Annotated in this window: 16 protein-coding genes; 8 read left to right on the top strand and 8 right to left on the bottom strand. The window is 67.2% G+C overall.

Going from position 1 to position 14965, the window contains the following annotated elements; all coding sequences use genetic code 11:
* Positions 1 to 10: 10 nt before the first annotated feature.
* The 3 genes from AT701_RS26690 to AT701_RS26680 all read right to left on the bottom strand — a co-directional run bounded on the left by AT701_RS26690 (position 11) and on the right by AT701_RS26680 (position 3032).
* Positions 11 to 1168: an MFS transporter gene (locus tag AT701_RS26690; protein ID WP_058126935.1), complete on the bottom strand. Its 1158-nt coding sequence runs from the start codon at positions 1166 to 1168 to the stop codon at positions 11 to 13.
* Positions 1165 to 1998, bottom strand: coding sequence for an NAD(P)-dependent oxidoreductase (locus tag AT701_RS26685; protein ID WP_232836225.1), 834 nt, complete (start codon positions 1996 to 1998; stop codon positions 1165 to 1167). The genes AT701_RS26690 and AT701_RS26685 overlap by 4 nt, the downstream gene beginning before the upstream one ends.
* 95 nt (positions 1999 to 2093) lie before the next feature.
* On the bottom strand, positions 2094 to 3032 hold the full coding sequence (locus AT701_RS26680) for an EamA family transporter (protein WP_011730549.1): 939 nt from the start codon (positions 3030 to 3032) through the stop codon (positions 2094 to 2096).
* Between the two features lie 708 nt (positions 3033 to 3740).
* Between AT701_RS26680 and AT701_RS26675 the strand changes: the two genes are divergently transcribed.
* The 4 genes from AT701_RS26675 (at position 3741) to AT701_RS26655 (ending at position 6631) form a co-directional block, all read left to right on the top strand.
* Positions 3741 to 4013 carry a hypothetical protein gene (locus AT701_RS26675; protein WP_003896857.1) on the top strand — a complete coding sequence of 91 codons (273 nt, stop codon included), beginning with the start codon at positions 3741 to 3743 and terminating at the stop codon, positions 4011 to 4013.
* Between the two features lie 104 nt (positions 4014 to 4117).
* Complete coding sequence (locus AT701_RS26670) at positions 4118 to 4564, top strand: hypothetical protein (RefSeq protein ID WP_223495789.1); 447 nt, start codon at positions 4118 to 4120, stop codon at positions 4562 to 4564.
* A gap of 220 nt (positions 4565 to 4784) precedes the next feature.
* Positions 4785 to 5786 carry an acetyltransferase Pat gene (gene pat, locus AT701_RS26660; protein WP_003896854.1) on the top strand — a complete coding sequence of 334 codons (1002 nt, stop codon included), beginning with the start codon at positions 4785 to 4787 and terminating at the stop codon, positions 5784 to 5786.
* Positions 5783 to 6631 (top strand): shikimate 5-dehydrogenase, encoded by an 849-nt coding sequence (locus tag AT701_RS26655; RefSeq protein ID WP_003896853.1) that lies wholly within the window; start codon positions 5783 to 5785, stop codon positions 6629 to 6631. Before pat ends, AT701_RS26655 begins: the two co-directional genes overlap by 4 nt.
* An 8-nt stretch (positions 6632 to 6639) precedes the next feature.
* On the opposite strand, the gene lpqN is transcribed toward AT701_RS26655, so the two are convergent.
* Positions 6640 to 7356, bottom strand: a complete 717-nt coding sequence (gene lpqN, locus AT701_RS26650; RefSeq protein WP_058126934.1) for an envelope biogenesis lipoprotein LpqN — start codon at positions 7354 to 7356, stop codon at positions 6640 to 6642.
* Positions 7357 to 7716: 360 nt separating this feature from the next.
* On the opposite strand from lpqN, the gene AT701_RS26645 reads away from it, so the two are divergent.
* Positions 7717 to 9114, top strand: a complete 1398-nt coding sequence (locus tag AT701_RS26645) for a PE-PPE domain-containing protein (protein WP_233031991.1) — start codon at positions 7717 to 7719, stop codon at positions 9112 to 9114.
* Here the strand turns inward: AT701_RS26645 and AT701_RS26640 are convergent, their stop codons facing one another.
* A complete protein-coding gene (locus AT701_RS26640) occupies positions 9115 to 10086 on the bottom strand; it encodes a bile salt hydrolase (protein WP_003896850.1) in 972 nt (323 codons plus the stop codon).
* 114 nt (positions 10087 to 10200) lie between these two features.
* Between AT701_RS26640 and AT701_RS26635 the strand changes: the two genes are divergently transcribed.
* Positions 10201 to 10863, top strand: a complete 663-nt coding sequence (locus tag AT701_RS26635) for a DUF5642 family protein (RefSeq protein ID WP_011730545.1) — start codon at positions 10201 to 10203, stop codon at positions 10861 to 10863.
* 29 nt (positions 10864 to 10892) lie between these two features.
* Positions 10893 to 11570, top strand: a complete 678-nt coding sequence (locus tag AT701_RS26630) for a DUF5642 family protein (protein ID WP_058126932.1) — start codon at positions 10893 to 10895, stop codon at positions 11568 to 11570.
* A 13-nt stretch (positions 11571 to 11583) separates the two neighbouring features.
* Here the strand turns inward: AT701_RS26630 and AT701_RS26625 are convergent, their stop codons facing one another.
* Both AT701_RS26625 and soxR read right to left on the bottom strand, forming a co-directional pair.
* Positions 11584 to 12180, bottom strand: a complete 597-nt coding sequence (locus AT701_RS26625) for an alpha-ketoglutarate-dependent dioxygenase AlkB (protein ID WP_003896847.1) — start codon at positions 12178 to 12180, stop codon at positions 11584 to 11586.
* Positions 12181 to 12213: 33 nt separating this feature from the next.
* Complete coding sequence (gene soxR, locus AT701_RS26620) at positions 12214 to 12645, bottom strand: redox-sensitive transcriptional activator SoxR (RefSeq protein WP_014878334.1); 432 nt, start codon at positions 12643 to 12645, stop codon at positions 12214 to 12216.
* Positions 12646 to 12691: 46 nt separating this feature from the next.
* On the opposite strand from soxR, the gene arcA reads away from it, so the two are divergent.
* Positions 12692 to 13900 (top strand): arginine deiminase, encoded by a 1209-nt coding sequence (gene arcA, locus AT701_RS26615; RefSeq protein WP_011730543.1) that lies wholly within the window; start codon positions 12692 to 12694, stop codon positions 13898 to 13900.
* Here arcA and AT701_RS26610 read toward each other — a convergent pair.
* Positions 13795 to 14736 (bottom strand): type IV toxin-antitoxin system AbiEi family antitoxin, encoded by a 942-nt coding sequence (locus AT701_RS26610; RefSeq protein ID WP_014878333.1) that lies wholly within the window; start codon positions 14734 to 14736, stop codon positions 13795 to 13797. The genes arcA and AT701_RS26610 overlap by 106 nt on opposite strands.
* Positions 14737 to 14965 lie beyond the last annotated feature (229 nt).

Below are 14965 nucleotides of genomic sequence, written 5' to 3'. Positions count from 1 at the left end.
CCTCCCGTATTCAGCTTCGTCGTGCGGTCAGGATGGCAAGCCCGCCGAGGACGGCGAAAAGCGCCGCGGCGGTTCGGTAGGAGCCCAGCGCGGCCGCGATTGCCGATCCCGTGGCCGGTCCGAGCGCCATCGCGATCGCGACGGGGCGGTGGAACCGGCCGAGGATGGTGGCGTAGGACTCCGCGCCCCACCGGTCGGTGACCGCGTTGGCGACCGACAGGGTGTGGGTTCCGCGCGCGGCCCCGGCGAACATCGCGGCCGACGCCGCCAGCGCCAGGGGAGCGGTCACGACGGCCAGGATCCCCATTCCGGCGGTGCTCGCCGCGACCTGAGCCGTGGTGCGGGCCCGCGGGGTGCCGAGGCGGCGCAACGGCAAGTACAGCACGCGGCCGAAGACCTGCCCGACGCCGATCAACCCGAACACGATTGCCGCACTGTGATAACCGAATCCGAGCTCGGTGAGCAGCGGGATGACGTTGAGCGTCACGGCATAGAGCCCGAGGGCCGTCATCGCCAGAGCGAGGCGGCTGCGGCGGAACGGTGCGCTGCGCACGATCTGCCTCACGTACTCGGCATGCTCGGCGCCCTCCCGCACCGGGCGGCGCCACCGCGACGTCAGCATCAGGGCAGCCGCCGCGGTGCTCACCACGCCGTATCCGGTCCCCAGCACCACGAGTGTGGTCTGCCAGCCCAGCTTTTCGTTCAGCGCGGCGGTGAGCGGCGCGAACGCCGTCGACGAGACCCCGCCGGCCAGCGTGATCGCCGTCAGCGGCCAGGCCCGCACGGTCCCGAACCACTGCGTCGCCGCGGCGAACGCGGGCGGATACAGCGTGCCTGCCTGCGCGACACCCACAACCAGCCAGGCCACCGCGAACAACGGCAGCCATCCCGTGACACCGGCCAGCACGAGCGCGCACGCGCCGACCAGCGAACCCAGCGTCATCACGGGTCGCGGCCCGTGGCGATCGACCATGCGGCCCGCCCACGGGGTCGCGAACGCCGCACACAACAGGCTCGTGGTGTAGACGACCGGGACGACCAGCGGTGGCCACCCGGTCGCCGCGGTGATACGGACCCCGATCACCGGAAGCGTGTAGTACAGGATGCCCCAGCTGAGGAACTCGACCACGCACAGACCGACCAGCGGCGCGGGCGAGCGCGTCCTCACGCGGCGGCGGTTCGAGCACGGACGGCGTGGATCACCGCGGCCATGTCCTCGGTCAGGTGGCCGAGCGCGACGGCCTCGCCGTAGAGCGCATGGCACGCGTCGAGCACCGGGGAGGCGATCCCGCGCGAGCGTGCGGCTCGGGTGATCAGATCGGTGTTCTTGTGGACGTCGGCGAGACCGGCCTGCACCTCGAAATCCCGGCGCGCGAGCTTGGCCGATTTCGCCCGCGACACCGTCGATGCCATCGGGCTCGCATCCAGGATGCGGTCGAGCAGTGCCGGGTCCACGCCGTGGCCCTCGGCGAAATGGTAGGCCTCGGCCAGTCCGGTCACCATGGCGATCATGAACAGGTTCACCGCGAACTTGGTGAGCAGTGCGTGTGGCGGTGTGCCGCAATCGAACACCGCTCTGCACATGGGTGCGATGATGGCACGGACGTGCGTGCAGTCCTCGGGTGCGCCGGCGAGCATCGCGACCAGTTCACCGGCCTCGGCGGGGCCGCGGGAACCCGATACGGGCGCCTCGACGTAGCACCCACCGGCGCCGGCAACCCGGTCGGCGAGCCGCCGCGAATAGCCGGGGTCGACGGTGCCCATCTGCACGATCGTGTGACGGCGCACCAGACCGTCGAAAGCGCTTGTCTGGCAACCCAGGACGTCGTCGATGGCGGATTCGTCGGCCAGCATGAGGATCACGGTCTCGCAGCGGTCGAACACCTCGCCGACGTGTGAGGCCACGCGTGCCCCCGCGGCCTCGACGGGCAGACAGCGTTCGAGCGTGCGGTTCCACACCACGAGTGGTGTTCCCGACCACGCCAGGTTGAGAGCCATGGGCCGGCCCATGATGCCCAAACCGACAAACCCCACCGACGTCACGTGATCGTGCCCTTCCGAGTCACACGGTATCGCCGCGGCCCGGCGGCCGCTCACCCCGTTGTAGTCACGCAGTCCTCGGGTTGTCTTGAACGACTGTGCACGGTGGTGCCGGCCCGGCGTGCGGTGCGGAATCCGTCGGTCGCCAGGATCGCCAGCGCGACGGCGAGCATCGCGTACACCACGAGATCGGGAGCCTGGATCCGCTCGCCGAGGAGTATCGCGACTCCCACCAGCAGCACCGGTTCGCTGTACCCGAGCAGCCCGAAAACCGGCAGCGTGAGGAGCCGCGACGCCGCGAGGAACGCGGCCATGCCCGCCGCGCCCGCGAATGCCACGGCGGCCACCCCGGCGTATCCGGACGGGCTCACGCCCGACGTGTCGGCGAGCGCGACGAGGGCGATCGCGACGGGTCCCAGGACCGCCATCTCCACACCGAACGCCGCGGGCCCGTCCAGACCCGCGCGTCGGCGGATGACGAAGTACAGCGGGTATCCGAGGCACACCGCGAACGTGGTCCACGAGACGTCCGGGGACAGGGAGATCTTGGACGCGACGGCCACACCTGCGATGGCCACGGCCACCCACTGAGCGGTCGTCACATGTGCGGACAACACGAACCGGCCGGCGAGCACCAGCACGATCGGCAGCAGCAGATACCCCAGCGAGATGCTCAACGCGTGGCCGTGCATGGGGCCCCAGATGAACAGCCACAGCTGAAGGCCCACGAGCAGTGACAATCCGGCGAGCAGGGCGGGGTTCCAGCGCGCGGCTCGCAGCGCGGCCCAGTATGCGGCGAGCGCCGCGCGCGCGGTCGGATGCAGCAGGAGCACGGCGTAACAGCCGAAGGTGACCAGGATCCGACAGCCGAACACCATCTCCGACGGTGCGTCGACGACACCGGAGATGTAGAAGATCAGCCCGAACAATGCCGATGCGCCGAGCGACGCGGCCACACCGCGCACGGGATGACCCGGCTGGTGACCCGACACTGTGCCGCCTTCCCCGCCGGCCGCATCGCCGAGCGGGCCACCATGTTGCCACAGGGGCCGGTGTGTCTGAATGGTGATCGGGGCAGTTCTCCCGGTTGGGGCAAGTGGGACATCTGGTGTCATCGATGCTCTTGCGACCCAAGTGGATCCGACGCGCCCGGGCCGGTTGGGGTTACCGCCCCAAAAAATCCGCTGACCGTGCAGTTTCATACGCAACAAGCCGCGGGAGGCGTATGAATCTGCACTCTCGGCGTCGGTGAAAAAGTCATACGAATAAAGCGGCTGGAGAGATGTTCGCGGCATGTCATACGAACGTACGTCGGAATCCGTAGCCACCCGTCCGGCAACGACCCGCCAATCGGTCGTGACGTGGCACGAAACCGGCACAATGCGAGCTAAGTCACAGCGTATGAGCATGTGCGGTTTGTATCGCAGCAATTTGCTGATTTCGTGTGGGACAAAGGTTGATCATTAGCGCAGAACCGTTGGAATTCTTTGCCAGAACTGCTGGTACACGTGTAACTGACGGAAGTGTAAGTAAATTCATTGGAGGGGCGCTCAAAAGCCGCCTCAGGCAAGCGATCTGCGATGTGCGATATTCGCCGACATTCGGGCGGAAGGAAACGAAATCAATCGTCCCCCGTTGTAGAGGACAGACGATTCCCGATGTAGATTGCCTTGAGCAGATTGGCCAGTTGGGGGATTGCAATGGCAAGCGATCTGAGAGTCGATTCGGGCGGGCTCAGAGCGGGTGCGGTCAGCAGTGAGTTGATCGCAGCTGAATTGACGGTCGGCCATGTCGGCGTGGGCGCCGACAGCCCGACCCACGCGGGTGTGTCGGCGATGGACGCTGCCATCACGGCGGCACGGGCCCGCCAGTCCACCCGGATCAACGCTCAGGCGGCCGACATGCTCGCCGGCGCGCTTCTCTTCGAAACTGCCGACGAAGACTCTGCTGGGGGTATGGCGGAGTTGATGTGAGCACCACCCACACCGCCGGAAGCCCCGGCGCCATACCCACGCGTTCCCAGATAGAAAATTGGGACACAAGCCATCTCGATGACGCCGCCATGCGCTGGCGTCAGATGGCCGCACAGTCGGAGGAACTGTTCGAGTGGCATCGGCAGAATGTCGCCGCTCCCGGCGGAAGCGAGTGGTCGGGAAATGCCGGCGAGGTCGCACTCGAGCGGGTGACGGCCGACGCGGCGCTCGTGCGGCAGCAGGGTGACATCCAGCGCGAGGCCGCCAACATCGCCGAGGACGGCAGCCGCGACATCCGGCGGTCGGTGAACCAGGTTCTCGAGGCGATCGCCGCGGCTGAGGCCGACGGATTTCGCGTCGGTGAGGACCTGTCCGTCCGTGACACCCGGCGAATAGATGTCGCGACGATGGCGAAGCGTTTCACGGCCTCGCGTGAGCATGCCGAAGACATTCGCTGGCACGCCGAGAGGCTGGTGCAGGCCGACATCTATCTGGGGCAGAGGCTCGAGATGAAGGCTCTCGAGCTCGACGAAATCATGTTCGGGAGCTGACCCCGCCGGGGCCCGGAAAATCGGTGGCCGACGGCGTCCAGTTGTGTTCGCGGCAGAGTAGCGGTCCCGAAACTCCCGCGATAGCTGTCGTCCGTTCGGGCGACACCTGGGTGGCTTTGCCTGCCGGTTGCGACCCGCGCAGCCTAGGCCGTCTGGCGCGTGTCGTGGACGGAATCGCCAAGGTCTGACCGGCGGAGAAGCCACGTCGTAGCCTGGGAATGTGGCGGAACTGACCGAGGTTCGCGCCGCCGATCTGGCGGCCCTTGAGTTCTTCACAGGTTGCCGACCGTCCGCGCTCGAACCGCTGGCCACCCAGCTGCGTCCCCTCAAGGCCGAGCCCGGTCAGGTGCTGATCCGGCAGGGCGACCCCGCGTTGACCTTCATGCTGATCGAGTCGGGCCGCGTCCAGGTGAGCCATGCGGTCGCCGACGGCCCGCCGATCGTCCTCGACATTGAGCCGGGCCTCATCATCGGCGAGATCGCGCTGCTGCGCGACGCGCCGCGCACCGCGACGGTGGTGGCGGCCGAACCGGTCATCGGCTGGGTGGGGGACCGGGACGCGTTCGACACGATCCTGCACCTGCCCGGCATGTTCGACCGGCTCGTGCGCATCGCCCGTCAGCGGCTGGCGGCGTTCATCACGCCGATCCCGGTGCAGGTGCGCACCGGCGAGTGGTTCTATCTACGGCCGGTGCTTCCCGGCGACGTGGAACGCACACTCAACGGCCCCGTGGAGTTCTCCAGCGAGACGCTGTACCGGCGTTTCCAGTCGGTACGTAAACCCACCAGGGCACTGCTCGAGTACCTGTTCGAGGTCGACTACGCCGACCACTTCGTCTGGGTGATGACCGAGGGGGCGCTGGGGCCCGTGATCGCCGACGCCCGGTTCGTCCGCGAGGGGCACAACGCGACCATGGCGGAGGTCGCGTTCACTGTCGGCGACGACTACCAGGGCCGGGGCATCGGCAGCTTCTTGATGGGTGCTCTGATCGTCTCCGCCAATTACGTTGGAGTGCAACGTTTCAACGCAAGGGTCCTCACCGACAACATGGCGATGCGCAAGATCATGGATCGGCTGGGGGCGGTGTGGGTGCGAGAGGATCTCGGGGTGGTGATGACGGAGGTGGACGTGCCGCCGGTCGACACGGTGCCGTTCGAACCTGAATTGATCGACCAGATCCGCGACGCCACGCGAAAGGTGATCCGGGCGGTGAGCCAGTGAGTGGGGCGGACAACAGGCGGCCACCAATCAACAAAGACACCAAGGTCTGCATCTCGCTGGCCGCGCGGCCGAGCAACCACGGCACGCGCTTCCACAATTATCTCTACGACAAACTCGGGCTCGACTTCCTGTACAAGGCGTTCAGCACCACCGACATCGCCGCGGCGATCGGCGGTGTGCGTGCCTTGGGCATCCGCGGCTGCTCGGTGTCGATGCCGTTCAAGCAGGATGTCATGGCGCTCGTCGACGAGATCGAACCGTCGGCGCGGGCGATCGATGCGGTCAACACCATCGTGAACGACCTTTCGGTGCCGGGCGGATACCTGGTCGCGTCGAACACCGACTACATCGCGGTGCAGGCGCTCATCGAACAGCACGGGCTCGCCGAGGACGACCCGGTGCTGATCCGGGGCAGTGGAGGCATGGCCAACGCGGTGGCGGCGGCCTTCCGCGACAACGGCTTTCGCCGTGGGACCATCGTCGCGCGCAACCGCGACACCGGAGCCGCACTCGCGTCCCGGCTCGGCTACGAGTACACGCCTGAGGTCGCCGAGCGCACCGCGGCGATCCTGGTCAACGTGACGCCCATCGGGATGGCCGGCGGGCCCGAGGCGCAACTCAGCGCGTTCGAACCCGGCACCGTAGAGGCGGCGGCCGTGGTGTTCGACGTCGTCGCCATGCCCGCCGAGACCCCGCTGATCGTGGCGGCCCGGTCCGCGGGCAAGCCCGTCATCACCGGAGCCGAGGTGATCGCGCTGCAGGCCGCCGAACAGTTCGAGCGCTACACCGGGGTGCGCCCCACGGCCGAGCAGATCGCGGAGGCCTCGGCTTTTTCTCGGGCCTGAATCACGAATCAGGGTGTGATGACGGTCTTCTCGTCGATGACCGACGTCGCGTCCAGCAGTGTGCCGAGCTGATCCTCGGTGCCGTCGGCATTGAGTTGCAACACGTACAGCCCGTCCTGTCCGGGGATCACCACGGTCTTCTGGGCGATCAACCGTTGCTGACCGTCCCGGACGTACATGCCGCCGATCTGGTAGGCGTCGAAACCGCTGAGTTCGTCGGCGGTACCTTCGCTGCCCTCGCCGTCGTAACCGGGCAGGTTCTTGATCTCGTTCGGCGCGTATTCGAGGATCTTGGCCGGGTCCACATCACCGGTGAGCCGTGACATGAGCGCGATGATCATCGGCGGGTCGTCGGCGAACGCGGGATCGGTCGACACCATCGCCGACCATGCCCATTCGGGTGTGTCCGGACCTGCGTCGGCCCACCCCGGCGGAATCGGGATGTCGAGCACCGGCGTGCCCGGATCGCCGCGGTGCACGGGCGTTTCGGTGATCCCGTTGTCGCGGATGTAGTCGACGATCGTGTAGTGAGGACCGGACGTACCTTCGGCTATCGGCTCGGGGGCGGCCTTCGCAGAGGTCTGCGCCGCCGTGCTCGTCGCGGATGTCGTCTGGTCCCCGGTCGTGGCCTGCCCGGCCGTCACGTCGGATCCGCACGCGGACAGCGCCGTCGCGAGCGCGCAGGCGGCCAGAACTGCTCCGCCCGATCGAAATGTCGTGATCATCGGGGGGCTCCCGTCGGTAGGGGAATTGGCACACCCGTAAGTGGCGTAAGCAGATGATACGGCGACACGGCGATTATGTTTGCCAGAATTGCATGATCTTGTTTCGGTTGCGTTTTCAACGAAACTTGTTTGCGGATGCAAAGATTGCTCTCGCGGTTCCGTTTCCGGCTTTTCTTGACCGCCGGTTTCAGGCAAGATCCTGGTCAGCGCGCGCCGTATCGAGTTCGGCGATAACTCTCACGGGGTGCCGTCGTGTTGCCGTGGATATGCAGTCCCGTCGGGGAGGGGTCGAGGGTGGGGCGCCTGCTTCATTCGCTGAGTGCAGCATTTCTGGTCTTTGTCGCAGTGGTTGTGCTGTGCGTGTCCACATCCATGTCCACCGCGGCGCATCTACTGCTCAGCCATCCGCGCGCGCTGGTCATCGGTGGCACCGGAACCCCTGCTCCGCCACCGGAATACGTCAATGGGCAGACCGACAACTACATCGGTGCCGAGTTCCCCGGCGAGTACCGCTACGCCGTGCACACGCCCCAGAACTTCTGGCCTGTCTACGGTTCCATGAGTTTCGACGAATCGACCGTCGCGGGCCTGGCCGCACTGCAGGCGGAGATGGCCAAAGAGGGACATTTCGGAAGTCCGCTGGTGATCCTCGGGTACTCGTCGAGCACGCGGATTCTCACGGCGGACAAGAACAGACGCATCGCCGACGGCGACTACGCCGTCGACATCAACTACGTGCTGGTGTCCGACGTTGCGAAGGGAAACGGCGGCGTGATGGCGCGCTTTCCCGGATGGCACATCCCGATCCTCGGGGTGACGTTCGACGGCGCCACCCGCACCGACAGTGACGGGTACGCCTTCGACACCAAGAGCATCTCGTTCGTGCACGACGGCTGGTCCGACTTCCCCGTCTATCCACTCAACGTCCTGGCGCTCGCCAACGCCGTGGCGGGGATCGCGGTGCTGCACCCCACCTATCCGGAACTCGACAGGCCCGACCTGGTTCCGGTCGGAAGCACCGGCGACACCGAGTATTTCGTCATCGGCACCGACATCATGCCGCTGCTCATGCCGTTGGAGACCATCGGCGTGCCACGACCCATCCTGCTCGCGGTCGACGAACCCCTGCGCGTGCTGGTTGAGGCGGGTTACCGCCGCGACATCGCTCCCGGTGCGCCGACGCCGGCCCGTCTGATCCCGATCGTCAACCCGATCACGCTCACCCGGAACTTCATCGCAGCCATCCCGGTCGGTGTCGACGACGCCATGGAAGAACTCGGGCACGGCCGGCCACTGGGCACCCAACCGTCGGGTGTTTTCGGTGTCGGCGGCGAGGACACCGAACTGAAAGGTCTTCCCGCGGGCGTGATCTCACTCGCCAAGCCCACGCTGCCTGTGTCGTCGCACACGACCGTCGTCGAGAAGACCGAGCGCAAGGATCTGGCGAAGCCCGCTGCGGAACCCGAGCCCGTCGTCGAGGACGAACCCGCGGTCGAGGACGAGACGCCCGTCGCCGACACCAAGAAGGCATCACCGAAACCGTTGCGGCCCAAGGTGCGCGGACCCATCAGTTTCGACGCACCCAAGCTCCCCACGATCCGCAAGGCCACCGGCGACCGCCCGCTCAAGCGGTTGTTGAGCGCCCTGACCCCCAAGCGCCCGAAACCGGCGTCGTCGCACGACGCCGGCCCGGCGGCTGGGAACAAGGACACGGACAACGCGGACAAGCCCGCGGCCCGAGCGGACGACGCCGCGTGATCAGAACGCGAGTTCGCGCGGCGTGAAGCGGTCCGTGACGTTTCCGGTGAGGGTCTCGTCGTAGGGGTCGATCGCGACGGCCTGCCCGGCTGCGGGCAGTTCGAGATGGTCGAATTCGACCCAGATGACGCTGGGGCTGGTGCTGAGTTCGAAGAAGTACAGCTTGTGGGTCAGGTCGCTCACCGTGCGGTATTCGGTGTTGTAGACGCCGAATTCACCGTAGGGCGCGCCGAACGGCACCGAGACGTTGCGCATGATCGCCATGACGCTCGCGACGCCTTGCCGGATGCCCGTCGGCTCGGGCAGCAGCGCGGAGTAGTAGGCCGCGCGCTGGAACCGGTCGACGGGGTTGACATTGCCGGGCAGCGGCAGTTCACGCGTGGGATGCGAGAAGTCCTGCTTGGCCAGCAGTGCGAGTTGCTCGTCGTAGGTGGGGTCGTTGGTCATCAGCGTGAACTGCCTGCCGTGGTGCACCGCGAGCTTGCCTGCCTCGAGCTCCAGGATCGCCGAGTCGCCCGTGGCGTCTTCGATGGCGAGGTGCAGCGTGGCCTCGCGCCCGCGGGCGCCGACCATGACCAACTGGACGTCCTGCATGAGCGCGAGCGCCTCTTCGACAGTGGCGGCCTGGTCCAGCAGGTACTGCGCCCACAGGCCCGTGTGCAGGCCGGGCAGGTCCGGATTGCGTGGGCCGACATCGGTCGACTTGAGGTACAGCGCGTGGACGCCGAGGCCCGCGGCATTGATGCCGTCGACGGTTCCCAGGCCGTACACCGTGGTCGCCAGGCTCGCGTGGCGACTGGTCCAGCGCAGGGGATTCTCCGGGATCACCGGATGACCCGCCAGCAGCCCGCCGTCACGGTCGCGTCCGCTCGCAAACGCCACGATGAGCGGTTCGGTCGACTCCGGCCAGTCCATGCTGCGTCCGCTCAACACGGCCAACTTGTTGCTGTTCCACAGAACCCGAGTGCACATGGCCCGCACCCTAGTTCACTGTGCTCCGGTTCCGTGCGGCACCTCGCCGAAATTGACGCGCGACATGTGCGCAAGGACTCTTCCGGGTAGCAACTCGTGTGGTATCAACGCGCCGTGCGCCTCTGTGCGGTGGCCGTCGCGATGTGCATCGCTGCGGCGCCCGTCATCGCGGCCTGCGGCGAGCAGGCCCCACCCGCCGCGTCGTCTGCGCCGCGTCCGACCAGCGCCCGCGGGCCGGTCGACCCGGCCAGAATCGACCGGGTGCGCTACGACCTACCGCCCGGCTACGAGGTCAGCGGGTTGGACGGCCGTGTCGACCCGGTCTCACAGTGGGGCTTCGGTGCGGGCTGGGGCGCCGCGCCACCGGAATGTGGCCAGGCCGCGCTCGGCGCCGTCGATCCCGCGAGTGCGCGGGGCTGGACCGCGTCCGGCCCGGGCGGCATCGTCTACGCCGTCGTCGCTGATGTCACCGCGCCGATCCAGGACGCCGAGTGCGGCGTGTGGACCGTGACGGGCGGGCACTCCACCGCGACCGTGACGCGCCTGGACGCGCCTGCGATCGACGGAGCGCGGACCGCGGGCATGTCCGCGACCATCGTGACCGTCGTCGAAGGCGGCACCGAGACGCAGAGCCGCGCCGACACCTTCGCGGCCGAGTCGGAGCACCACCGCTGCGCGGTCACCGTCATCACCGATCCGGGATCGCCGAACCCCGCGCTCGACGCCGGCTTCGCGGCCGCGTTACTGGTGAAAACCGTGTCGGCGTTACGGGGCTGAACCGCGTGCGCCGGGTACATTTACCCGCGATGTCCAACCCCACCCGCACCCTGGCACTCGTCACCTCGGGCCTGATGGCGTCTGCCATGGCGCTCGCAGGCTGCAGTTCGGACGGGCCGGCGTATCCCGACGCCGACATCGCCAAGGTGGCTCAGCTGAAATCGTCGTTCGGCCCCGAGTTCAAGGTCAGCGAGGTCGCGCCCACCGGTATCGACCCGAAGCTGCTGTCACCGCAGAAGTTGCCCGAGGGCGTGAAGTTCGAGCCCGCCGACTGCGCGAAGTTCGCCGAGGGACAACAGTTTCCGCCGGGACTGCAGGGCAACATGGCCGCGACCGCGGCCGAGGGTGAGGGCAACCGGTTCATCGTGATGGCCGTGGAGACCTCGGAGCCCGTCCCGCTGAGCGATCCCGGTGACGAGTGCAAGCGCGTGAAGTTCCTCGGGACAGGCGCGCGCGGGCAGGTCGACGTCGTCGAATCGCCGCAGATAGACGACGCCCGCACGGTCGGTACGCACCGCATCATCCAGACGATGATCCAGGGGCAGCCGCGCACCGGTGAGCTCTACAACTATGTCGCGAGCTTCGACAACTACATGGTGATCGTGACCGCCAACCCGCTGGTGCTGCCCGACAAGCCCGTGGCCAAGGTCGACACGGAACGTGCCCGTGAACTGCTTTCGGCGGCCGTGGCCGCGGTCCGGGGATAAGTGCGGGGACGCGTCAGCGGACGTTGTGCGGGCGGAACTGGATGCTGATCCGCGGCCCGATCAGCCTGCTGGTCTTCGGGACCGAGTGCTCCCACGTGCGCTGACACGATCCGCCCATCACCAGCAGATCGCCGTGTTGCTGCTGCAGGCGCAGGGCATGACCGCCACCGCGGGGACGTAGCGCGAAAACCCGTGTCGCGCCCAGACTCACGATCGCCACCATGGTGTCGCGGGTGCGGCTGCGGCCGATCGTGTCGCCGTGCCAGGCCACACTGTCGTCGCCGTCGCGGTACAGGCACAGCCCGGCTGTGGTGAACGGTTCGCCGAGTTCGCGGCCGTAGGTGTCGTTGAGCCTGCGGCGGATCTGCTTGAGGCGCGGGTGCGGCGCGGGCTCATCGACCAGATTGTGGAAGCTGACCAGCCGTGGCACGTCGACCACGCGGTCGTACATCTCGCGTTGCTCGGCACGCCACGGGATGGTGTCCATGAGCTCTTCGAACAGCGAATCGGCGTCAGCCAACCAGCCCGAACGCAGCTCGATCCAGGCGCCATTGCCCAGCGGGCGACGTTCGGCATGCTCGAACAACGAGCCTTGCACCGCCAGCTCCATGCGCGCGAGTGTATCGCACACACGTTCGATGTGTCAGAGGCGTGCGGCGCCCGGTCCGCGTTCGGCCAGGACATCTCCCGGATTGGTCAGCTGACACGTCTTGAGGCTCAGGCAGCCGCAGCCGATGCAGCCAGTCAGGTTGTCGCGCAAGCGTTGCAGATGCATGATCCGGTCGTCGAGGTCCTGGCGCCAACCCGCCGACAGGCGTGCCCAGTCCTTGCTGGTGGGCACGCGGTCGTTGGGCAGCGTCGACAGTGCCTCGCGGATGCGGGACAGCGGTATGCCGAGACGCTGGGACATCCGGATGAACGCCACGCGGCGCAGCGTCTCGCGGGCGTAGCGGCGCTGGTTGCCGGATGTGCGACGGCTCGTGATGAGACCTTCGCGCTCGTAGAAGTGCAGAGCCGACACCGCGACGCCACTGCGCTGAGCGAGCTCACCTGGGGTCAGTTCGTGCATGTCCATGACACCTAAACCTTACTTCAGGTGAAAATGGGGTTACCGTTCTAACGTGACTGATGTCGTGTTGGGTGTCGACTCCGAGGTGGGCACGCTGCGCGTCGCGATCCTGCATCGGCCGGGCCCCGAACTCAAACGCCTGACGCCACGCAACAACGACGCCCTGCTGTTCGACGGTCTGCCGTGGGTGTCCAAGGCCCAGGAGGAACACGATCAGTTCGCCGAGATGCTGCGCTCCCGCGGCGTCGAGGTGCTGCTGGTGGCGGATCTGCTCACCGAGGCACTGGCCCACAGCGGGGCAGCCCGCATGCACGGCATCTCCGCGGCCGTGGACGCGCGCCGGCTCGGTGTGCCGTTGGCGCAGGAACTCTCGGCGCATCTGCGCACACTCGAACCCGCGGCCCTGGCGCACGTCCTGATCGCGGGGATGACGTTCAACGAGCTGCCGTTCAGCGGCAAGGAACTCTCTCTTGTGCGCCGCATGCACCACGGCGGCGACTTCGTGATCGACCCGCTGCCCAACCTGTTGTTCACCCGCGACTCGTCGTTCTGGATCGGGCCGCGCGTCGCGATCACGTCGCTGGCGTTGCCCGCCCGGCACCGCGAGACCTCGCTGACCGACGTCATCTACGCCCACCACCCGCGGTTCCTCGGCGTTCGACGTGCCTACGAGTCCCGTTCCGCCCCGGTCGAGGGCGGTGACGTGCTGCTGCTCGCCCCCGGCGTCGTCGCGGTCGGGGTGGGGGAGCGCACGACGCCCGCCGGTGCGGAAGCGTTGGCGCGCAGCCTGTTCGACGACGCGCTCGCACACACCGTGCTCGCGGTGCCCATCGCGCAGGAGCGTGCGCAGATGCACCTGGACACCGTGTGCACGATGGTCGACGTCGACGCCGTGGTGATGTACCCCAACATCGTCGATTCGTTGTCGGCGTTCACCATTCGCCACGACGCCGGCGGCGTGCACATCAGCGACGCCCAGCGGTTCGTGGACGCCGCGGCAGAGGCCATGGGCATCGACAAACTGCGCGTGATCGATACGGGCCTGGATCCCGTGACGGCCGAACGCGAGCAGTGGGACGACGGCAACAACACCCTTGCCTTGGCCCCTGGTGTCGTCGTGGCCTATGAACGCAATTCGGTGACCAATGCCCGGCTTCAGGATTCGGGTATCGAGGTGCTGGCGATCCCGGCGTCGGAGCTCGGGACCGGCCGTGGCGGACCGCGCTGTATGTCCTGTCCGGCCGCGAGGGACCCGTTGTAGGGGTACAGGGCACCCCGCCTCATCAACGCTCGCCGCACGCGGTAGAGGATCGAGCGTGGTGAGTGACGCGGTACCACCCGCACGCGAAACCAGCCCAACCGCTGCAGACACTCATCGTGCGCGGCGTTGACCACCATCCCGCACTCCGAGGTGTCGGGGTCGTCGTCGATGACCACCGCGACCTTGGCGTCGGGCCAGCCCATCGGCACGAAGGTCTCCCAGTCGTCATCTGCGAGAACCAGACTCGTCTTCGGCTTCGGTAGCCCGGCGTCGAGGAGGATCAGGCGCACCTGTGTCTCCCGCGCCGACTGCGCACCGCCGTCCATCAATTCGACGATGTCGCGGGCCTGCCGCACACCGCGCGCCCCCGCATACGTGTCGGCGAGGGCCAGAACCTCGTCGATGGTCACCCCGGTGATTCCCGCAAGCGCATCCAGGTGCGCGAGGGCGCGGCTTCGCGGTAGTCGACGTCCCAGATCCAGCGCAGTGCGGGCAGGTGACGTCACGGGAAGATTCATGACGGTGCTGACTTCCGCGGGATCGATGCGTTCCTCGCGGATGATCACCCCACGGCGTTCGCGGCGGCGCCTGCCGATCATCTCGATAGGTGTTTCGGGATCGATACCCCGCACGCCGTACAGCCCGGCAGCAGCCTCCCCGGCGATGATTCCCGTCCGGCCTGTCCACAGCCACGCGGCCGAGGCGTAGGTGCTGAGAAATCGGCGGACGTCTTTTGCCACATACACGTTCGGGTGAATCGCTGTGTAGTTCCACCGCAACTGACCGCGGGTGAGCTCACCTGCCGCGATGGCCTCGGTGCCGATGAATGGGTACATGCGGGCATCGTCCGGGGCGGCACCGACATCATCGGGCCGTGGCGCATGTCGGGAGAGGTGGCCTGTGGACAACGACTTGTCGGCGTCCCGTCGTCGAGTGTGACCTCATGGCTGTGGTTTCACGGTTTCGCCGAGAATTCACGACCATGGTGTGCATCTCGAGGGCGGGAACCAAAAACGGAACTACTGGTGGGCGACCTAGGTTTTCGCAGTGATGCACCGCGGGTTA

Source organism: Mycolicibacterium smegmatis, assembly GCF_001457595.1.
Taxonomy (GTDB): Bacteria; Actinomycetota; Actinomycetes; order Mycobacteriales; family Mycobacteriaceae; genus Mycobacterium; species Mycobacterium smegmatis.
The sequence above is the reverse complement of the archived record's forward strand: the minus strand, read 5'-3'. Positions and strand labels throughout refer to the sequence as shown.